General features: G+C 34.7%; 17 protein-coding genes. 8 read left to right on the forward strand and 9 right to left on the reverse strand.

Annotation, left to right across the window (positions count from 1 at the left end):
* Nucleotides 1-44 precede the first annotated feature (44 nt).
* Nucleotides 45-1,169: a serine hydrolase gene (locus CSC80_RS13465; RefSeq protein WP_099192514.1), complete on the reverse strand. Its 1,125-nt coding sequence runs from the start codon at nt 1,167-1,169 to the stop codon at nt 45-47.
* Between the two features lie 117 nt (nt 1,170-1,286).
* On the opposite strand from CSC80_RS13465, the gene rimO reads away from it, so the two are divergent.
* Nucleotides 1,287-2,588 carry a 30S ribosomal protein S12 methylthiotransferase RimO gene (gene rimO, locus CSC80_RS13470; RefSeq protein ID WP_074669722.1) on the forward strand — a complete coding sequence of 434 codons (1,302 nt, stop codon included), beginning with the start codon at nt 1,287-1,289 and terminating at the stop codon, nt 2,586-2,588.
* A 36-nt stretch (nt 2,589-2,624) separates the two neighbouring features.
* On the opposite strand, the gene CSC80_RS13475 is transcribed toward rimO, so the two are convergent.
* The 5 genes from CSC80_RS13475 to CSC80_RS13495 all read right to left on the reverse strand — a co-directional run bounded on the left by CSC80_RS13475 (nt 2,625) and on the right by CSC80_RS13495 (nt 9,792).
* Nucleotides 2,625-3,233 (reverse strand): hypothetical protein, encoded by a 609-nt coding sequence (locus tag CSC80_RS13475; RefSeq protein WP_099192516.1) that lies wholly within the window; start codon nt 3,231-3,233, stop codon nt 2,625-2,627.
* Nucleotides 3,234-3,383: 150 nt separating this feature from the next.
* Nucleotides 3,384-4,610: a DUF3999 family protein gene (locus tag CSC80_RS13480; protein WP_099192523.1), complete on the reverse strand. Its 1,227-nt coding sequence runs from the start codon at nt 4,608-4,610 to the stop codon at nt 3,384-3,386.
* Nucleotides 4,597-7,056 (reverse strand): DUF2339 domain-containing protein, encoded by a 2,460-nt coding sequence (locus tag CSC80_RS13485; RefSeq protein WP_236973393.1) that lies wholly within the window; start codon nt 7,054-7,056, stop codon nt 4,597-4,599. The genes CSC80_RS13480 and CSC80_RS13485 overlap by 14 nt, the downstream gene beginning before the upstream one ends.
* 81 nt (nt 7,057-7,137) lie before the next feature.
* Nucleotides 7,138-7,332, reverse strand: a complete 195-nt coding sequence (locus CSC80_RS13490; protein WP_058105705.1) for a DUF4177 domain-containing protein — start codon at nt 7,330-7,332, stop codon at nt 7,138-7,140.
* Between the two features lie 6 nt (nt 7,333-7,338).
* Nucleotides 7,339-9,792 carry a M14 family metallopeptidase gene (locus CSC80_RS13495; protein WP_099192602.1) on the reverse strand — a complete coding sequence of 818 codons (2,454 nt, stop codon included), beginning with the start codon at nt 9,790-9,792 and terminating at the stop codon, nt 7,339-7,341.
* A 173-nt stretch (nt 9,793-9,965) separates the two neighbouring features.
* On the opposite strand from CSC80_RS13495, the gene bshC reads away from it, so the two are divergent.
* Nucleotides 9,966-11,570 carry a bacillithiol biosynthesis cysteine-adding enzyme BshC gene (gene bshC, locus CSC80_RS13500; protein ID WP_099192524.1) on the forward strand — a complete coding sequence of 535 codons (1,605 nt, stop codon included), beginning with the start codon at nt 9,966-9,968 and terminating at the stop codon, nt 11,568-11,570.
* A gap of 3 nt (nt 11,571-11,573) precedes the next feature.
* Entirely contained in the window at nt 11,574-12,947 is a 1,374-nt protein-coding gene (locus tag CSC80_RS13505; protein WP_099192526.1) for a glycosyltransferase family 39 protein, read from the forward strand.
* Here the strand turns inward: CSC80_RS13505 and CSC80_RS13510 are convergent.
* Both CSC80_RS13510 and CSC80_RS13515 read right to left on the reverse strand, forming a co-directional pair.
* Entirely contained in the window at nt 12,944-13,489 is a 546-nt protein-coding gene (locus tag CSC80_RS13510; RefSeq protein ID WP_099192528.1) for a pyridoxamine 5'-phosphate oxidase family protein, read from the reverse strand. The two genes, CSC80_RS13505 and CSC80_RS13510, sit on opposite strands and share 4 nt — an antisense overlap.
* A 393-nt stretch (nt 13,490-13,882) precedes the next feature.
* A complete protein-coding gene (locus CSC80_RS13515; protein ID WP_091602484.1) occupies nt 13,883-14,608 on the reverse strand; it encodes an SIMPL domain-containing protein in 726 nt (241 codons plus the stop codon).
* Nucleotides 14,609-14,681: 73 nt separating this feature from the next.
* Here CSC80_RS13515 and guaA point away from each other — a divergent pair, with 73 nt between their 5' ends.
* The 4 genes from guaA to CSC80_RS13535 are packed head-to-tail and all read left to right on the forward strand — an operon-like array spanning nt 14,682 to nt 19,329.
* Entirely contained in the window at nt 14,682-16,214 is a 1,533-nt protein-coding gene (gene guaA, locus CSC80_RS13520; protein ID WP_099192530.1) for a glutamine-hydrolyzing GMP synthase, read from the forward strand.
* 1 nt (nt 16,215) lies between these two features.
* The gene (locus tag CSC80_RS13525) at nt 16,216-18,402 is read left to right on the forward strand and encodes a LysM peptidoglycan-binding domain-containing protein (protein ID WP_099192532.1); all 2,187 of its coding nucleotides are present in this window, start codon (nt 16,216-16,218) and stop codon (nt 18,400-18,402) included.
* Nucleotide 18,403: 1 nt separating this feature from the next.
* The gene (locus CSC80_RS13530) at nt 18,404-18,808 is read left to right on the forward strand and encodes an OsmC family protein (RefSeq protein WP_058105712.1); all 405 of its coding nucleotides are present in this window, start codon (nt 18,404-18,406) and stop codon (nt 18,806-18,808) included.
* Nucleotides 18,796-19,329: a DUF922 domain-containing protein gene (locus tag CSC80_RS13535; RefSeq protein WP_236973394.1), complete on the forward strand. Its 534-nt coding sequence runs from the start codon at nt 18,796-18,798 to the stop codon at nt 19,327-19,329. The genes CSC80_RS13530 and CSC80_RS13535 overlap by 13 nt, the downstream gene beginning before the upstream one ends.
* Nucleotides 19,330-19,396: 67 nt before the next feature.
* Here CSC80_RS13535 and CSC80_RS13540 read toward each other — a convergent pair whose 3' ends face one another.
* Complete coding sequence (locus CSC80_RS13540; RefSeq protein WP_058105713.1) at nt 19,397-20,266, reverse strand: TIM barrel protein; 870 nt, start codon at nt 20,264-20,266, stop codon at nt 19,397-19,399.
* A 49-nt stretch (nt 20,267-20,315) separates the two neighbouring features.
* Here CSC80_RS13540 and CSC80_RS13545 point away from each other — a divergent pair, with 49 nt between their 5' ends.
* Nucleotides 20,316-20,558, forward strand: a complete 243-nt coding sequence (locus tag CSC80_RS13545) for a DUF3820 family protein (protein ID WP_058105714.1) — start codon at nt 20,316-20,318, stop codon at nt 20,556-20,558.
* Nucleotides 20,559-20,590: the final 32 nt, after the last annotated feature.

A 20,590-nucleotide genomic window follows, 5' to 3' on the forward strand; every position in this document is an offset into this window, starting at 1 on the left:
AGTTTTATAACTTAGAATAGTAGTTTTTATTCTAATATACAAGGTTAATTTTCTATTACTGCATTTATCAATTCCCATAATTCGTTGTCAAAACTAGAAGGTCCTAAAAGTTCTTCATTGCTAGCTCCGCCCATACGTACTATAGCTATATCTAAGCTTGGTACCATATATAACTTTTGATCGTTTAAGCCAAGTCCTGCGATAAGGTCGTCTGGAGCATTAGGTATTAAGCTACCTGGAAATTCATCTTCTGAACTTGGTTGTCTAAAGCTGCTTTTACCGTTTAACCAATAGAGGTAGCCGTAAGCAAGGTTGTGGTTTTGTGACGAATTGGTCATGGCATTAAAATATTCTTGGTCGGAAAGAATAGAGGTGCCATCCCAATTACCTTGGTTAAGGTTTAAAATTCCGAAGCGGGCCATACTTCTTGCAGTACTGAAAAATACGTTGTTATATCCTATTTTAAGGAACAAACCTTGCATACCAATAGGTTCTTTGATTTTTTCGGAGAAATATGCATTGAAATCTCTTTCTGTAGCGTTAGCAATTACATCATCTAACAAAGTATACGGTCCGTTATGGTAGTACCAAAATGTATTTGGGTCATTTAAAAAGTTTAAGCATTCCGGGTCAGTACAGAAAATATCTTCAACCGTATAATCTAGACCGGTTGTCATTGTCAATTGGTTCTTAATAGTAATATTCTGTTCTTGATTTAAGGGCATATTTGTCCATCCCTCACCTAAATAGGTAGATGTGGGTTCCAGTATATTTAAGAAACCTTCTTCTTGGGCAATACCTGTTAACATTGCAGTTAAATTTTTTCCAGCGGAATTCCATGCATGATTGTCGTCAGATTTAAAATCACCAAAGTATTTTTCTATGACAATTCTTCCGTCCTTTATTATAATGAAAGCATCTGTATTGTTATTTTCTAAAAAGAAGTATAAGTTACTGACTTCATTTTCATTCCATCCTAATGTTTCCATAGAAAGGGTTTCCCACTCGTTGGTTCTGGAAATAGGTGGAAAATATGTTTCGGTAGGTACTGGTGTTACAGCAGGTGGCGTTCCACTTTTTTCTGTTTCAGTTGATGGTTCAGAATCACTTGAACATGAAACAAAAACAGATAGTAGGGCAATTAGGCTGAAATATTGGGAGAATTTCATTTTAAATTTAAGTTTTGGGCGTTAATAAACCGTAATCAACTAAAGATTACAAGTAAATTTGTCCATATCTAACGTTTTTAAATACCCAAATCGTATTTTTGCACCCCAATTAAAATTATGAGGACAAAATCTCTTAAGAAGAACAAAATCAACGTAGTAACGCTAGGTTGTTCAAAAAATGTTTATGATTCTGAAGTACTCATGGGCCAATTAAAGGCTAACGACAAAGAAGTTGTGCATGAAGAAGAAGGGAACATCGTAGTAATTAACACATGCGGCTTTATTGCTAATGCCAAAGAAGAGAGTGTTAATACCATTTTAGAATATGTTCAAAAGAAAGAAGAAGGTGCGGTAGATAAAGTTTTTGTAACCGGTTGCTTAAGTGAACGCTATAAGCCAGATTTGCAAAAAGAGATACCAAATGTAGATGAGTATTTTGGCACTAGTGAATTGCCAGGGTTATTAAAAGCGCTAGGAGCAGATTATAAGCATGAGTTAATAGGTGAGCGTTTGACCACTACACCAAAAAACTATGCTTATTTGAAAATAGCCGAAGGTTGTGATAGACCTTGTTCATTTTGCGCTATTCCATTAATGCGTGGTAAACATAAAAGTACACCAATTGAAGAATTGGTGACAGAAGCTGAAAAACTTGCCGGCAAAGGGGTAAAAGAACTTATTTTGATAGCTCAAGATTTAACTTACTACGGTCTTGACCTTTATAAGAAAAGAAATCTTGCCGAATTATTAGAGGCATTAGTGAAAGTTGAAGGTATTGAATGGATACGTTTGCATTATGCATTTCCGGCAGGTTTTCCAATGGATGTACTTGACGTAATGAATAGGGAACCAAAAGTCTGTAACTATTTGGATATCCCATTACAACATATATCGGATAGTATTTTAAAAAGTATGCGTCGTGGTACTACAGAGGCTAAAACGACCAAATTGTTAAAAGAATTTAGAGCAACGGTACCTGAAATGACCATTAGGACCACCTTAATTGTAGGGTATCCAGGGGAAACCGAAGAAGATTTTGAGATTCTTAAAAACTGGGTGATTGCCATGCGTTTTGAACGTTTGGGATGTTTTACATATAGCCATGAAGAAAATACACATGCCTATAGTTTGGTTGATGATGTGCCCGAAGAAGTAAAGCAAGAACGTGCGAATATCATCATGGAAATACAATCTCAAATTTCTTGGGAATTGAACCAACATAAAGTAGGTGAAACATTTAGATGCATAATTGATCGTAAAGAAGGAAATTACTTTATCGGAAGAACTGAGTTTGATTCACCGGATGTGGATAATGAAGTGTTGATCGATGCTACTAAACATTATGTGAAACAGGGAGAATTTGTAAATGTGAAAATTACAGAGGCCGCAGATTTTGATTTATACGGTGAGCCTGTTTAAAAAAAAATCCCAATTCTAGTTGGGATTTTTTTTTACCTAAAAAGTGATGTTTACAAATGGGATTATTGGGCTAGAATAAACACTTTCGTCATCATCATATAACACATTAAATTTGGCACCAATAGAGATTTTATTATTAATGTTGTAGCCTGCGCCAACAAATAATGCGGATTCCCAAAAATCATCTTTAATTTCACCAGTAGGTGTTTCTTGTTTTGTATTCACTTTTAATTGGGCAAACTCCAACAAGCTCATTAATTTTTTAGATAGATTGTATTGTCCAATAACGTTAGCACCAAAGGTTGTAGTTTTTTGAACATTTTTAATGGAATTATAACTTCCTTGAACTCCCGCGCCTAAACTAAAATTATCGCTTACATTATATATTAAGTTAGGTGACAAGCTAATATTGGTGCCTCCTAAAAAATTGAGTCCAAAGCCACATCCAAATTTTAGGCGTGGATCAACAGTGACCAAACTATCAACTGTTTGTAGTTGCTCTGTTGTTGTGCTATCTAAGGAAACAGGAGTGTTCATTGTAGCTGAACTATCTATTACCGAGATATTGGTTACTTGTGAAGATACTTGTGCGCAAATAGCAAAAAAGACCAATGACAAGGCATTGGTTAAGACAGATTTTTTCATTTTTAAATTTTGGTTATGTGTTATATAGAGTTTAAATATAAATCATTTAATATTAAACTCGTTTAGCCAAAATTAGCATAAAAATAAAAATTATGTTCGTAACTATAATTTTGGTATCGTATTAACTAATTGATTAAAAGATAATTATGTTCAAAGTTCTTTCTTCATCATGCCTATAGTGAAATAACCGAGCAGAATTATTATAAGTCCTGTTATTCCCCAAAGCCACCACTTATTTTCAAAAAGAGGAGCAGTAGTTATAGATTCTTTTTTTTGTATATCTATTGTCTTTCCTAAATTTAAATTAGTAATATTTTGAGGTAAAATTATTTTTGTCTTGGCAATGTCGTAATTTGGAGATTTGTCTGTATTTTTTCCATACACCATAAAGTAATTGGCAGGCGCGGTAAAGCGTGTTGTTAAGGTGTGTATAAAACCTCTTAGTGCTACACTGGAAATGTTCAGGGGTTGATTGTCATAGTTTAATATAATGATACGTACTTTTTTTGCTAGTATACTAGGAAGTTCAAAGTTGTTATCTTCCATTGAAGAAAGTGTTTTGGTGGTCAGAGGTCTATAATTATAATACCAGCCTTTTTCCGATTTAACACTATCTGCTAAATATTGTAATGATATGGATCTATAATAGTCAAAATTATCATCTACTGTGACAGTTAAAAAATCTAATGGTACCTTGGTGCTTAGTTCCACATCAACAATAGTATTCTTTTCTTGTTCTTTTACTTGAAATGATTGTACCTGATAATTTCGATATGCGGCTTCCTTTTTTGCCTTTTTAAGAATTTTCACCGTAGCTAATTTTGGCTCTACATCACTCTTGATCAATAAGCGATAATACCTATAGCTGGTATCGGAAAATTTTAGAGTTGTAAAGGCGTAATTGGTCTGGTCATTGTTTATGGATAGAATGCGATAATCTTCCAAAATGGTGAACCATTGTTTTTGATGCTGACTACCCTCTAAAGTTATTTCCCAGTTGAAATTTTGGTCTTTTAAATCTAGTATAATCTCATTGATGGTTTCTTTATTTGGCAATTCATAGGTGAAGTAATATCCTTTTGTATTATGAACCCGATTCAAAAGATTAAAAGAAATTTCGTCGTTGGCCTGGGTTGCCTTTGAAGTCTTGTGTATATAAGGCGCTTCAATAGTATCTGTTGCGGTTATGCCATAAATTCTAATATCGCTTAAGTTGGCATTCAAATCTTTAAATACGGTATTTGGTATTTCAATGTTGTGCCATAAGCTATCTATCCCTTTTAGTTCTATTTTTTTAGCATAGGAATGCATTTGCGCAAAAGAAAATGATGTTATTATAAAGGCAAAGAATGTTAAGTGATAATTATTTGACTTCATCTGAAATAATGTGTTTGTATTTATTGTAAAGAAATGAAATGATCAATAATAAAACTCCAAGGGAAACGAATACTATAGTCTTAGCAATAGTATTCAATGAAGAAATATCATAGAAAAACAATTTGATCAATGTTAATGAAAATAGTACGATAGCACCTACACGCAGGTATTTTTTCTTTTTCCAAATTCCTAGTGCAATAAGAAGTAGAGCATAAACGCCCCATAAAATGCTTAGACCTAGTTTGTATGATTGATTAGATCCTGCTAGATCCATCCAATTTAGCAACTCGCTATTAAGAATCCAGATGATAGAAATGTGCAGTAAAATTTCAAAGGGTATTTTGTAGTTGATTTTTAGATATTCCTTTTGGGCTACTTTGTAAATAGCAAAAAGTAAGAAAGCAAAAAATGCAAATGAAATATAACGTATGTATATATTATTTGTTCCAATATTATAAAACTCGGCGAGTTCCTGTGTTATATAGTTTTCGCGTAATTCGCTAAGTATGTAAAGACCACTCGTTAAAAAAGTAAATGTCGTTAAAAGAGCAGCAATCAAAGATACAATACCTAGGGTTTTGTTTTTTATCTTGAAGTTGTTTATCAAACCTAATGCGGAGATAAATACCATAGTGTAAATTATAAGCCAAACAGATTCAATATCAACAATATTGTAGTTGTATTCAGGGTAGTTGCCAATGGAATTCTCGATATTAATTTTAGAGGCTTGAAAAGTATTGTTCCAATAGTGTTCAATTTCAAAATATAAAGCTAAATATAGCGTACCAAGAAACAAGGCAGGTATACATATTTTCATACAATTCTGTACAAAAGATGGTTTTGTTGATGGAGTTTTTAATTGAAGCCAGGTCATGAATCCGTAAGCGGAAATACAAATTAAAGAGGTTAAAAAGGTAGTGTTTAATATGGGGCTCCATACATCAGAAGTATTTCTCCAATGATATCCCTGTTCCCAATCCATCATTAAACTAACCATGGCCAGAGCCACCATAATAAAAGAAAGATACTCATAGAAAGTTACCTTTTTTGTTCGTCCTATCCAGAATAAAAGGACAGCTTCAAATGCCCAAATCAAGGTTACCCAGTTGCCATCTAATTGAACAGGAACAGCAATGGTGATAAACGAAAGAACAAAGCCAGAAGTCATGAAAAATAACTTTCTGTCTGCCAATTTTCTTTTAAAAATTATTACCGTGATAATAAAATGAATCAACGCATTAAAAACCGTAAATAGACCCAGATAAGACTCACCGCCCTCATAATTATAAAGCCATGCAATACCAAAACCGTAAAATATAAAGGAGTTGAGTAAGATTAATACAATGTCGCCAACCTTAAACACCTCGGTTTTAACTAGTTTAAAAGCTAAAAATGTAATGTAAAATATAGTAAAGAAAGTAGCTAAAAAGGTAAAGCCTAAAATAAAATTATTATGATAATCATCACTTTCCAAAAAGAACCAATAGCTATATATAAGCCAAGTAAAAGTAAAGGAAACATAGTAGAGTACTTTCCAATATTTTTTAAATGAAATTGCCAATAAGCCCACATTAATTAAGGAGATGTAGCTAAATAAAGCAGTTATGTTGCCAGAATCATTACTTAGTAAGAACGGCACTGCGTAGGCCCCTACAAGACCAATATGTGCAATTACCTGTTTGTGGTAATTTATTGCTGCTACAACACCAAAAACGGTACATAGGAGCATTATACCAAAGGCTACTAGTTGTGGAAAGAGCGCATAAAGATCATATGCGGCAAATGTTATAAAGTACAGTATTGCAAGCGCACCACTGACCAAAACGGCACTATAGCTCTCGTATTTTGCTTTTAATTTAATACCAAATCCAATTAAGCCTAAACCTACTAAATAGCCAAGTATAATTCTTGTTAGCGGACTAATTAAATTATTTTCTATAGAGTATTTTGCGCCTATGACAACACCAATTACCGTAATCAATATTCCAATTTTATTGATGAGGTTTTCACCAATAAATTTTTCGAGATTTGATTTTTTCTTGTGTAGAGTTGATTTCTTTTTTGGTGGGTCTACCGGTTTATTTGAGTTAGGGTCAATTGTCTGTTTAAATTGAACGGGGTTTTCGGTAATTTCCGGTTCTATCAATTTGGAAGTTTCAACAATAGGCTTGGATATAGGTTTTTCTTGAAACTTTTTATTAGAATCTTCAGTAAACTTTAAGGCTTGGGTATTTCTTAATATTTGAATATCCCTTCGTATTTCATTTACTTCAATATTAAAATCTTGCTGCTTTTTTAAAAGAATTTCTAATTTTTGCAGCAAGATATTTATTTGGTCTTGGTCGTTAGCCATAAGCATTGGTTTACGCCCCAATAAATTAGGGTCTTCTAATGTAAACGTAAAAGAAGCAGATTTGTTGGAAGATTTGCCAAATTCCTTTACCAAATAAAATATCCCTTAAACGAGATAAACTGTTTAAGGGATATTGGTAATTACCAATTGATCAAGAATATTGGTTAATCAAAATTATTTTTCAAAATACAGGTAGATATACATAGCTGCACCAAAATTAGATGCATCTGTAGAAACCAAACGCCAACCATCTTTTGCGTAGCTATCTAATTTTTCTTGAATTTCTTTGTTGGAATTATCTACAATATGGTATTTGTCAAACGTAAGTTTCGAATAATAAATAAGTGTTTCAACTTTGTATTGTTTCATAATATTTTATTTAACCATGAATAGGGCGTTTGCAAAAAACAGCTTACCATTTTCCCAGAAGCCTCTAAAAAGTGGATTGTCTACCATATAAATAACTTGACCACGCCCCATTTCTTCTGTACCGAAGATTAAAGTTTCCGCAATTTTTTTCTTTGCTTCGCTACCGGCAAAACCTGACACAGGTTCGTTATTACCTTCGCTCAAATACACTGCGCTGCCATTTTCTAGGTAATTGTAAGAACGGGCACCTAATTTGAGGGTAAAATAAGTGTCATCGTAACCATAAGCTAACGGATTTGTGTTATCTACCGTGGCCTTGAAAATTGCTCCGGTAATAGCAGATTTTATTTGTTCTCTTTCAGAAATTTCAAATGATCCTATTGTAGTGGATGAGTCTTTTTCAATCTCTTTTACAGATAATTTAAAATCTTTATCAGATGAGGTAATTCCATCAATTGCACCGCCCATGGCAATTAATTTTCCACCACGTTTTACCCAGTCCTTTATTTTTTCCTTGTTATATGAGTTTAGAAAACTATTATACCCACGTCCGTCAGGTAAAATTAAAATATCATAATTGCTTAGGTCAATACGGTCAAAATAATCATGTCCCAATACAGAAATAGGGTAATTAAGTTGTTGTTCAAAAAAGTTCCAAATTTCACCAAAACGCAAAGTTGACGTTGGCTCACCAGAAAGAACGGCGATATTTAATTTCTGAATTACATCTACATAACCAGAGCCGAAATCTTTTCCGCTTTCAACAAAACCTGTATTTGTAGAAATGACATTCTTAGAATTGTTTTCTGAAGCTGAAATAAGGATATCATTGAAATTCTTAAGGTGCTTATTGTCACTTTTAGTAATAATCAATGTGCCTCGTTCATGTGAAATACCATCTAATGTAAATGGCTTATGGGCAAAACGTACTCGAACTTTGTTACGCAGTAATTCTGCTAGAAATTGAGCATCTTTCATACTATTCCAATCAGCTAAGTAAGCATAACTGTCCGGTTTTAAAACACCGTATTCAGTACCACTATGAAGAGGTACGGATTTAGCTACACTGGTTTCTGAAGCTATCGCGTCTAAACCATAGGCATAGGGTAAAGACCATGCGGTGATATCATAGGTAACCGAGTCGCTTAACTTTGCGGTGGGCTCGAACAGTACTTTTACCAAGGTGCTTTTTGGTTGGTTTGTAGAAATGACCAAACTTTTATTAGTACTTTTTATTGAGCCAGATTTACCGGTGGCATAACTGTACCCTTTAAAGGTACTATTGGTACCTGCTTGAAATTCAATTTCATGTTTACTCAATAAATCTGCTAAAGCCTCTATTTTATCGGGGTTACCGTTCATCACATAAGTGTTGTATTTAAAATTTTTGTCACGGTAAAATTTCTTGAACTCATCATTCAGTTTAGTAACATTTTTTGAGGCCACTTCAACGGTAGATAAGCCGGTGGTATGATGATGTGCAATTCTATCTTTTAAGGTAAGCGTATCTCCAATACTCGTGATAATGCCAAGTCCGGCACGTCCACTACCACCTTGTTCGTAAGTCATTCCAATTCCACCATTATATGTCGGGTAAGTATCGCCATAGCTTGGGTATAAAAGATCAAAGACTTCTTTAGTAAAATAGAACCATCCATTAGCATCAAAATATTTTGCATGATTCTTTCCAATGGTTTCTTGAAATTCTCTTTGAAAATCTGTAATAACTTCATGAAAAGGTTCAGCTGCAGGAGCAAAGTAATAGGGGTTGTCAACACCTTGCTCATGAAAATCAACATGAACATGGGGTAGCCATTGGTTAAATTGTTTTAGGCGCTGCTGACTCTCAACTTGTGTTAACCATGCCCAGTCTCTATTAAGGTCAAACATATAATGGTTGCTTCTACCGCTCCACCAATTTTCATGATGCTCCTTGCTTTGAGGGTCAACTTGATTTGGCGAGTTTTTAAATTGATTGTACCAGTTTACGTAACGATCTCGTCCATCTGGATTAATACATGGATCAATTAATACAACTATATTTTCTAAATATGCTTTCTTGCTTGTGAAAAGGTCGTAAATGGTTTGCATAGATGCTTCTGTGCTAACACTTTCATTGCCATGTACATTGTAGCTCAACCAAACAATAGCTTTGTCCGGAGAACCTTCTCCATGTATACCTTTCATATGCTCTTCCCTAATTTGATCTAGGTTTTGCATATTTTCTTCAGTAGAAATGGTTGCCAATATCAAAGGTCTTCGTTCATTGGTTTTTCCATATTCAATAAGTTTCATGCGTTTAGGTTCAGCCTTTGCCAAATATTGATAGTAATCTACTACCTGATGGTGTCTTGTAAATTGAGTGCCAAGTTCGTAGCCTAAAAACTCTGAGGGCGATTTTAATTGAGCTAGCCCTAAAAACGGAATAAATAGTAATGCAATGCGTAAAGTTAGTTTCATATAGGTTTGTTTGTGTTCTGAGTCAGCCAAATCTATTAAAATAAATGCAAATTGTACCTTATCTAATCTGTAATTCACCGAGTAAACAGGTATTTAACAGTACCGGTAATTAACTTATATTTAGGAAATGTAAAACGAAAGGGTTTTATATTTACCAAGATTTTAATTTTTATATGGATATTGACTGTTTGCCCTTAGTAAAAACGGGCTATTTTTCGAAATTAATTTGCGATTATGTTGCCGCAGATACTAAGCTTAAACCATTGTATAATCGTTTTCCGAATTTAGATGGGTTCAAAGGGCAAATAGAAGAAAAGGGTAAACAATTTACCCAATCGCAGAGAAGTGTATTGTTTGGTTCATTGATAGAACAGTATAAAGGAATCAACGTTTCTAAGCAAACCAATGTTAATATTGAGCTTTTAAAGGAGAAAAATACATTTACGGTAGTTACTGGCCACCAGTTGAATTTATTTACAGGTCCGCTTTACTTTCTTTATAAGATTATTTCTACCATAAACCTTACCAAAGAATTAAAAAAAGAATTTCCGGATCAAAACTTTGTACCGATCTATTGGATGGCCACTGAGGATCATGATTTCGATGAAATCAATTATTTTAATTTCAAAGGACTAAAATTTCAGTGGAACAAAGAGGCTTCTGGAGCTGTAGGTCATTTGCCTACGGAAGGATTGGAAGAGGTTTTTGCCCTTTATTCTAAAACTATTGGTGATAGTAAAAATGCCCAAGTATTAAAAGAATTATTTGAAAGTGCCTATTTAAAGAATGATACCCTGACCGATGCAACTCGCTTTTTAGCGAACGAAATTTTTAAAGACCACGGTTTGGTAATTGTTGATGGTGATGATGTTGAGTTGAAGAAATTGCTTGTACCATACATGAAAAAAGATATTTTTGAGCAAACAGCTTTTAAGAAAGTATCTGAAACTATAGAGGAAATTACCCAAATATCTTCTGATTACCCTGTACAAGTAAACCCACGTGAAATCAATTATTTCTATTTAAAAGATGGTATTAGGGAAAGGCTAGTGGAAAGTAAGGGAAAATATGCCGTTAATGATACTGCCATAACTTTTACGAATGAGGAGTTGGTGAGTGAAATGGAAAATTTTCCAGAAAGATTTTCTCCCAATGTTATTGCCAGGCCTTTATACCAAGAGGTTATTTTACCCAACCTTTGTTATATAGGCGGCGGCGGAGAAATTGCATATTGGTTAGAATTGAAGGCTGCATTTGACGCCATGCAAGTAACGTTTCCTATTTTATTGGTCAGAAATTCAGCTTTGATCATTACCGAGAAACAAGCCGATAAATTAGAGCGAATGAATATTTCCAAGTCAGATGTATTCTTGAGCCAGAATAGCTTGATCAATAAAAAAATTCGTGAAATCTCTAATATTGATATTGATTTTGCTCCACAGAAAAAATTGTTGGAAGAGCAATTTAAAGAAATGTATGCGCTTGCAGAAAAAACAGATAAGTCGTTTTTAGGCGCGGTAAAGGCTCAAGAGGTAAAACAGAAAAAAGGCTTGGATGCCTTGGAAAAAAGGTTGCTCCAAGCGCAAAAAAGAAAATTGAAAGACCATGTAGTTCGCATGACCGAACTGCAGAATGAAATTTTTCCGAATCAATCTTTACAAGAAAGACAATTAAATTTTTCTGAGTTTTATTTAGCATATGGTGAAGCATTGTTACCAATGCTATTTAAGGCGTTAGAACCTTTGAGTTTAAATTTTACGGTCATCACCCAAAAGTAAATAATGGGTAAAGGCAAAACGCTACATAAGATAAACGTACTTGCTATATTATCCTTTATTGCCATTACGGCAATTACTTTTTTCAAAAGTGCGTTAGAATTAGAAGACGCGGAGCAGGCTTATTATTCTCAGTGGTTACGTTGGGGTTATGATGATCAGCCACCCCTTTATACGTGGTTACAGTATGGTTTTAATACTGTTTTTGGTGTGGGCAAATTGGCATTCTCTTTACTTAGGGCTGTCTTGTTTGCAGGAACATTGTTATTACTTTACAGATTTTCAGGATTACGTATTAAGGAGGCGGATACATCTAAATTGGCTGTTCTGGCATTGGTTTTAATACCCGTATATATAGATTTTACTTTTCGTAGACTCTCGCATACAAGTTTACTTTGTTTATGTGTAGTTGCCTCTTATTATAGTATACAGCTATTGTTAGCGCGTAAATCTATTTTAAATTATCTTTTGCTTGGATTGGTTTTAGGTGTAGGTATAATGTCTAAATACAATTATATATTCTTTCTGGTGACTTTTGCCGTGGTCGCTTTGTGGGATAAAGAATTGAGAGCTATCGTTTTCAACCCAAAAATACTATTGTCGGTTTTGGTGTCCGTTCTATTAGTTGGTCCTCATTTATATTGGTTATTAGGTCCATATGAATATCAATCTTTTCTAACCTCTAGTATAGAAGAAAAAATAGGAAAAGAACAAGCTAAATCGGGTTTTTCAATGCTACCCTTTATGATCTATTTAAAAGGCTTGTTTGCTTTGATGTTTCCTGTTATCACCATAATCAGTATAGGCTACTTCTCTAAAAATTTAAGTTTTAATAAGCTTGGAATCAATTGGTTTTTTAAAATGTTAATTACGCAATTACTGGTATTGGGTTTGTTTTTTCTCATTTTTCAAAGTCAGAAAGTTGAGACCAGATGGTTGCTACCACTTTTTATTCCTTTTGTAGTTCTACTGCTGGAAATTGTTGATTTAAAGAATAGTAAGAAATTAGTTACTGTTGGGTACTGGGTTTTTATATTGGTTATAGGTATACAAACCATAAGAACACCAATAGAAAAGGTGATGAAAATACCTTCATCTGTACATTTTGGTTTTGAGCCGGTTGCCAGTAAGTTGAGCAAGAATTATAATACTTATCATTGGGTGCTACCTAATGTTACTTATGCCGGTAATGTGCGCTTACTACATCCAGAACGAACCATACTTTCTGCAGATGATTATTCGTTAACCGCATTGGAATTGCAGCATGAGGGGGAAGTTGAAATAACGATCGGTCCATCTGTAGAAAAACAGACCACACCTGTAGATAGTCTCATAGGTTTTGGGAAAGAAAAAGAAAATCTATATTTCTATATCAATTAAGGAACTAGGAATTCTCCCTTCCAAATGTCATCGGTCTTTGTAAAAAGAGCCCTAATATGGTTAGGTCTTTTAAGTTTTAGATATTCAATTTTAGTTGGAAAAATATCGATTATGGTGAAATGGTTTTTGTCTTCTACATATTCCACATGATCAGGATTCTTAATTGCTGTACCGGGGCTAGTTTCTGTGATGTAATCTTTTCTGCTATTGGGCTGAATATTTTGCCAAGTTGATTTTAATCTTTCGGTATTTGTTACTATTTCAGCAATACCTTCTACTTTTAACTGTATCATTTTATCAGGATGGTATAAAAGCAAGCTAACTTGGTTATTTACATGAATATGATTTATCTTTTGGGTTCGGCCATCGGTATAAATAGTTAAACGTAAATTTTCGGTCACCTCACGAAGTACTACGGTACGCAGTCTTGCAATAGATTCATTGCCGGTAGTGGCCATTGTAATGAACCTAAATGGGTGCCCTCTTTCAATTACACTTTTTTTGATCTCAATACTTAACTCTTCAAAAAATGAACCTGTCATTGTGGTAATTTATTTAATAGTAAAAATAAATGAAAAATAGGGTAGGGTAATGGTTTAGTTAGTTGTTATAAAGATAATAGCTATGAAAAAGAAATTGAAAAGGTTCAATTTTTAGCTTTTGGTTTAATTTGGTTTTTGATTTATTTAAAAGCTCGGGGTGGTTTCCGAGCTTTTTTTTTGGATTCTTTGTAAGGTATTAAAAATACGTGCGACCAATGTGCAGAATACTGATTGCTATGAAAAAGAAATTTTAAAGTATTCGGTTTGATAATTGGTTGATTAAAAAGCCCGGGTGATTACCGGGCTTTTATATGTTATATATTTAAATGATTGATAAGAGAAGTAAATTGCTCTTAACCAGATCGGTAAAAAGTATCGATCAAAGCACTACTATCATTTAACTTTATATTCTAAACGCATAGTTATTGATGCGGTCTTATTTTTAGAAGAGGTGTTATAGGCACCGCCCCAACTATAGTCTTCTCCAGAATTTTGACCGGTTATTTGAAAAACACCCATATTGGCAGAGACCAGATCACCTAAATTACTACCTGCATTTTCGGCAATTTTCTCTGCACGTATTCTGGCATCCTCGGTTGCTTTGGAAATCATCTCAATTTTAAGGTCTGCCAATTTTGTATAATAGTACCTTGGGGGCAGTGAGTTAAACTGAACACCTTTATTTAAAAGTTCGGTAATTTCTCTAGAAACACCTTCTATTAAAGCTACATCTTCAGATTCTATTTTTAAAGTTTGTACAAGTTGGTAACCTTTAAAAATATTGCCAACGTAATTTCCATTTTCATATTTGTTGTCTCGCATTTCTGTAGTTTGAACACTATTAAAAATAATGCTCTTAGTATCAATGCCCTTAGATGTTAAATATTCTCGAACAATTTCCTTGTCTTGGTTTAATTGGTCGAAAGCTGTTTTTAAAACAGTGCTATTGGTAGAAAATTGACCTTCCCATACAATGAGGTCAGAGGTGAAATTTTCATTGCCCAAGCCTGTAACCGATATCATTTGGGGCGGGTTTGCCCTTTGTATATAAGCGTTGCCTAAAAAATATGCGGCAATGACAATTGCCGCTCCAAAAATAATTGCACTAATGTGTTTCATGAAAAATATTTAAATCGAGTCTAAATATATTAAAAGATACTTTTCAAGAACGGTCAATTTGCTATTTTTGCCCATGCAAAATAAAGTCCTAATACTAGATTTTGGTTCTCAGTACACCCAATTGATTGGAAGACGCGTACGTGAACTAAACATTTTCTCCGAGATTAAACCTTATAATAAATTACCAAAAGACCTTTCTGAGTATAAAGCGGTAATACTTTCTGGATCGCCCTTATCGGTTAGGGGTGAAGATGCCGTTCACCCAGATCTGTCTGAAATTAGAGGTAAAAAACCATTGTTGGGCGTTTGTTATGGCGCGCAGTATTTGGCACACTTTAATGGTGGTAGTGTGGAAAAATCGAATACACGGGAATATGGTCGTGCAAACCTTAGCTTTGTTAAGGAGAACGAACCATTTTTTGATAAAGTAGATGCAGGTAGCCAAGTGTGGATGAGCCACGCCGATACCATTAAGCATTTACCAGAAAATACAACTCTTTTGGCAAGTACACATGATGTTGAAAATGCCGCTTTCAAATTTGAGGGCGAAGAAACATATGCTATTCAGTTTCACCCAGAAGTGTATCATTCAACAGATGGAAAACAGGTGCTGGAAAACTTTTTAGTGCATATTGCCGGGATGGAACAGACTTGGACGCCTGATGCCTTTGTTGATAAAACAGTAGCTGAATTAAAGGCGAAAATAGGCGATGAAAAAGTAATCTTAGGGTTGTCCGGTGGTGTAGATTCTTCTGTTGCAGCTGTTTTATTACATAAGGCAATAGGTAAAAACCTGCACTGTATATTCGTAAATAACGGACTTTTAAGAAAGAACGAGTTTACCGATGTACTTAAGCAGTATGAGGGAATGGGCTTAAATGTAAAAGGTGTAGATGCTTCGGCACGCTTTTTGGGTGATTTAGCAGGAGAAAGCGATCCAGAAACTAAGAGAAAAACAATAGGTAGGGTTTTTATTGAGGTTTTTGATGATGAATCTCATTTGGTAGAAAACGCAAAGTGGTTGGCACAAGGTACTATTTATCCAGATGTTATAGAATCGGTTTCGGCAACTGGCGGACCTTCACAAACAATAAAGAGTCATCATAATGTAGGTGGTTTGCCAGATTTTATGAAATTAAAAGTGGTAGAACCTTTAAAGATGTTATTTAAGGATGAGGTAAGAAGAGTAGGTGCTAGCTTGGGTATAGATAAAGCTTTGTTGGGTAGACATCCTTTTCCAGGTCCTGGTCTGGCAATTCGTATTCTTGGAGATATCACTCCAGAAAAAGTGGCTATTTTGCAAGAGGTGGATGCTATCTTTATTGACGGATTACAAAAATGGGGACTATACGATAAGGTGTGGCAAGCCGGTGCTATGTTATTGCCCGTTAACAGCGTAGGTGTAATGGGAGATGAACGTACCTATGAAAAATGCGTGGCACTTAGAGCCGTGGAAAGTACAGATGGTATGACCGCCGATTGGGTGAACTTACCTTATGAATTTCTACAAAAAACATCAAATGATATCATTAATAAAGTCCCTGGCGTTAATCGTGTCGTATATGATATAAGTTCTAAACCGCCAGCAACAATTGAATGGGAATAGTATGAAATATATATTTAATCAAGTTTACATTATTTGGGCATTTTGCGTATTGGTCTCTTGCACTGCAATGGCTCAGAAATTTAATACACATGAGGTTAAAAGAGGAGAGACCTTAGAAAGTATTTCTAAATTATATGGGGTTTCTACTGAAAGTATTTTGCAGTACAATAAAGAGATAAAAACCGGTCAGGATTTAAGACCTAATACTATATTGGTAGTACCAAGTGCAAAAATTGCGACTAAGCCGGCAAACACTCCTACCAAAAATAGTACAGAGATTGCACAAGATGCAGAAAATTCTAGAGAGCCAATAGGCTATACAGAGCACCGTGTTAAGAAAAGGGAAACCATTTTTGGTATTACCCAAATGTATAATATTACCGAGGATGAATTAAAAAAATATAATCCGGTTTTATATGCCTCGCCCCTTCAGAAAAAGATGGATCTGCGTATTCCTAAATATGCCGCTCCAAAAGTTGAAGATGTGGGTATGAACGATGAAGATTTTGAAAAATACATTGTTGCCGCAAAGGAAACCAGATGGAGTATTGCACATAAATATGGCATTACCATAGATAGCATGTTGGTTTTAAATCCTGGGCTATCAAAGTCGGACAATTATTTATCTGAAGGTTATGAATTGGTTATGCCTAAAATAGCCGGTAGTACGGTAAAGAATCAGGTAACCCAATTATACACCTCTTATACGGTACCTGCAAAGATGAATTTTTATCGTTTAGAGAAAGAATTTGGAGTAAAATCAGATGAAATAGTGCGCCTTAATCCAGAAATTACAGAACGTGGTGGGTTAAAAGAGGGTATGGTTATTCGTATACCTGAACAAAAGGTAGAAACTGGTGATATTAATACGGACAACTATATTTTTTATGAGGTTAAACCAAAGCAAAACGAATTTAGGCTGACTAGAAAATTTGACATGACATGGGCAGAGCTAACCCAATTGAACCCTGATTTAAAAGATGGCTTAAAGGCAGGCATGGTACTTAAGTTGCCAAAAGATAAAGTAGGTGATTTTGAAGTGAAGAATGCTCTGGTATTGGATAAAGTGAATTTATTGGATAGCATTAATGTTGCCGTAAAGCCAAAAGTACTGTTCATGTTGCCATTTAGATTGGACAAGGTGAATTTGGCGGATAAGGAAAGCGCTGAAAAAACAATTGATTCTAGAAGAGATATGACCGTTAGTTTAGGTCTGTATTCCGGTGCATTGGTAGCCATAGATTCGTTAAAGTCTTTAGGAGTATCAATAGATGTGAAAACGGTTGATAATCAATTGGATTTAGGTAAGACAAAACAACTATTGCAAGCAGAACAATTAGGTGGTTATAGTGCGGTTTTTGGTCCTTTGGACAATCCTTCATTAAAAGAAACCGCAGTTCAAGCTTCTAGATATAACGTTCCGGTATTGGCGCCGGTAACGGCAAAAAGCGATTTAAGTTTAGAAAATGTGTTCTACTCTTATACGGATGAAGAGGTATTGTGGAAACATATGTTAGACTATGTTGAAAACAATCATACAGATGAAACACTTTTGATCATAGCAGATGAAGATAATAAAAAGGAAAAAGATGCTATTATAGAAAGATTTCCATCTGCAAAAGTGGTAGTCGTAAAAGAAGAGGAGAAAAATATTGGTATTAACAGAGATAAACTACAGACCCTGCTATCTGACCAAGTACCTAATTGGGTTTTTGTAGAATCTGATAATTATAAGTTGATTTCAAGTATAGTCTCCATATTAAATTCTTTTAATAATACTGCCTTTGATCCTTTGGTGGGTAAAGATAAAGTTAGTGTTCGCATGTTTACAACAGACATGAACTCTGCGTTTGAAAATGATGTGATTTCCAATACACATTTATCAAATTTAAAGTTCACTTACCCTTCAGTGAATAAAGAGGTTGCCAATAGTTCTTTTGTAGATAGGTATAGAAAACGCTTTGGTGATGATCCCAATAAATATGCGGTAAGAGGTTTTGATCTTACCTATGATTTGTTGTTGAAATTAGCTTATAAAAACAACTTGTTGGAAGCTTCTAGATTCATAGGTGAAACAGAATACAATGGTAATAAGTTCAATTATCAAAGAAAAGGTGTTGCGGGCTATTATAATCAATCGTCATATATAATGATGATGGATGATTTAAGAATTAAAACAATAGAATAAAATGACATCAAAAGTAACGTATAACGGTGGTCTTAGAACTGAATGTGTTCATTTAAAGTCCAACAATTCTTTTGTGACCGATGCTCCCGTTGATAACAATGGTTTAGGAGAGGCATTTTCACCAACTGATACCGTGGCTACGGGCTTGGCAAGTTGTATGTTGACTATGATGGGTATTAAGGCAAACGGGTTAGAGGTAGACTTGAAAGGGACTACGGCATCCGTAACTAAGCACATGGCGGCCTCACCTAGAAGAATTTCTAAAATAGAGGTTGAGGTTCATTTGCCGGAACAAGTTTCTGAAAAGGATAGAAAGATATTGGTGCATACAGCAAATACATGCCCGGTACATTACAGTTTACACCCGGATATTGAAAAAGTAATCACCTATTATTGGGATTTGTAAAAAGAACATATCATATTTTTTGGCTTTTGATCGTTTTGTGCATTGCTTCTGTTCAAGGTCAAGAGGAAGTTAAATGGTCACCGGAGTTTAGGTTTACTTGGAACGATTTTAAAGGCAAGGTTCCGTCCGGTAGTGGTGCAGCAGCTACTACGGCCAGTGGAATTAGTTATGATTTTTCTACATTTTATGAAAACGGGGAAATGCAGGTGGACTTTAATGTATACGCATATTTTTACCCCACAAAATCTTGGTATAAACCAAAAATATGTAATGATGTAACATTATTGCATGAGCAGTTGCATTTTGATATTACGGAGCTATACGCACGTAAATTAAGGGTAAAGTTGGCAAATGCCACTTTCACCGATAATGTTAAGGAAGAGGTTCGTAAATTGTATAGGTCAACCATTAGGCAGTTGAACGATTTTCAGAATAAGTATGACGCAGAGACCAATTACTCCAGAAATTTGCCTGTTCAAGAAAGATGGGTGAAAGAAATAGGGGAGGCACTTGACCATTAGAGATCAGTATAAATTAAAAAGCACCTTTATATTCAAGGTGCTTTTTATTTTTTGGATATGAGTGTTTCTATATGTCGCAAATAGTGACACCTTGCTTTAAGGCATCTAATTTATTTTCCCAACTAGGTACAAACTCTTGTGCAACATGACCCTTATAACCTGTTTTCAAAATAGCTTTCATGACTGCAGGATAGAAAATTTCTTGGGTTTCATCTATTTCATGTCTGCCAGGGTTACCTCCTGTATGGTAATGACCATAATATTGATGGTAGTTTTCAATATTTCTTATAATATCGCCCTCCATTATTTGCATATGGTAAATATCATATAGAAGTTTAAAATGTTCAGATCCAATAGCCTCACAAAGAGAAACGCCCCATTCGGAATTGTCGCACATATAATCTTTGTGGTTTACTTTACTGTTCAATAATTCCATTTGAAGAACAACACCATGTTTTTCTGCCAAAGGCATTAGCCTCTTTAATCCGGTTGCACAATTGCGCAAACCTACAAGGTCGTCCATTCCGTTTCTGTTACCGCTAAAACAAATTAAGTTGGTGTAGCCAGCTTCAGCAACAAGGGGAATTACGCGTTCGTAATCAGCAATAAGTTCATCGTGTAAAGAAAGGTCGTTAAAACCTTTTTCAATACCCATACCTGCTCCCCAGCACATAGATGCATGAATATTGTATTTTTTTAGAAGAGGAAATTCTTCTGGTCCAACTAGATCGATCGATCTAATGTCAAGTTCCACTAAGCTTTTAAGAAAATCTTCAAAAGGAATACTGCCGTAACACCAATAACAAACACTATGGTTTATATTGTATTTTAATTTAGCCTTAATGTCAGGTTTGGTGTTGTTTGCCACTGCGGCAGATGTAGTTAAGAAACCAACAGAGGCAGCCGCTGAGGTTCCAATAAAATTTCTTCTTTTCATGTTGTTTTGAGATGTTGATTTTTTAAAGATAATTTTTTTACATTTAATAATGGAAATAATTCCCGATAAGGAAAAATTAATAGAGCTGGCACATTATAGGATGCCATTTGGTAAATATAAGGGCAGGTACTTGGTAGATTTACCAGAACCCTATTTGGTGTGGTTTCAACAAAAAGGGTTTCCTGATGGTAAATTGGGAGATTTGTTGCGATCTATGCTAGAAATCAAAACAAACAGCTTAGAATCGGTAATTCGAAAAATACAAAAACATTTTCCTAAGGAAACCCGTTAAGTTCTATCCTCAATTTGTAACTTTGTCTCCCG

Origin of the sequence: Maribacter sp. 6B07 (assembly GCF_002700155.1) — a bacterium.
Lineage (GTDB): Bacteria > Bacteroidota > Bacteroidia > Flavobacteriales > Flavobacteriaceae > Maribacter > Maribacter dokdonensis.

What these genes read in the sequence shown, in the direction of transcription:
- CSC80_RS13510 (WP_099192528.1), bottom strand. Translation starts at nt 13,489, where the DNA reads ATGACAGGTTCATTTTTTGAAGAGTTAAGTATTGAGATCAAAAAAAGT.
- CSC80_RS13505 (WP_099192526.1), top strand. Translation starts at nt 11,574, where the DNA reads ATGGGTAAAGGCAAAACGCTACATAAGATAAACGTACTTGCTATATTA.
- CSC80_RS13475 (WP_099192516.1), bottom strand. Translation starts at nt 3,233, where the DNA reads ATGAAAAAATCTGTCTTAACCAATGCCTTGTCATTGGTCTTTTTTGCT.
- rimO (WP_074669722.1), top strand. Translation starts at nt 1,287, where the DNA reads ATGAGGACAAAATCTCTTAAGAAGAACAAAATCAACGTAGTAACGCTA.
- CSC80_RS13545 (WP_058105714.1), top strand. Translation starts at nt 20,316, where the DNA reads ATGGAAATAATTCCCGATAAGGAAAAATTAATAGAGCTGGCACATTAT.
- CSC80_RS13525 (WP_099192532.1), top strand. Translation starts at nt 16,216, where the DNA reads ATGAAATATATATTTAATCAAGTTTACATTATTTGGGCATTTTGCGTA.
- CSC80_RS13480 (WP_099192523.1), bottom strand. Translation starts at nt 4,610, where the DNA reads ATGAAGTCAAATAATTATCACTTAACATTCTTTGCCTTTATAATAACA.
- CSC80_RS13515 (WP_091602484.1), bottom strand. Translation starts at nt 14,608, where the DNA reads ATGAAACACATTAGTGCAATTATTTTTGGAGCGGCAATTGTCATTGCC.
- CSC80_RS13540 (WP_058105713.1), bottom strand. Translation starts at nt 20,266, where the DNA reads ATGAAAAGAAGAAATTTTATTGGAACCTCAGCGGCTGCCTCTGTTGGT.
- CSC80_RS13490 (WP_058105705.1), bottom strand. Translation starts at nt 7,332, where the DNA reads ATGAAACAATACAAAGTTGAAACACTTATTTATTATTCGAAACTTACG.
- guaA (WP_099192530.1), top strand. Translation starts at nt 14,682, where the DNA reads ATGCAAAATAAAGTCCTAATACTAGATTTTGGTTCTCAGTACACCCAA.
- CSC80_RS13495 (WP_099192602.1), bottom strand. Translation starts at nt 9,792, where the DNA reads ATGAAACTAACTTTACGCATTGCATTACTATTTATTCCGTTTTTAGGG.
- bshC (WP_099192524.1), top strand. Translation starts at nt 9,966, where the DNA reads ATGGATATTGACTGTTTGCCCTTAGTAAAAACGGGCTATTTTTCGAAA.
- CSC80_RS13530 (WP_058105712.1), top strand. Translation starts at nt 18,404, where the DNA reads ATGACATCAAAAGTAACGTATAACGGTGGTCTTAGAACTGAATGTGTT.
- CSC80_RS13465 (WP_099192514.1), bottom strand. Translation starts at nt 1,169, where the DNA reads ATGAAATTCTCCCAATATTTCAGCCTAATTGCCCTACTATCTGTTTTT.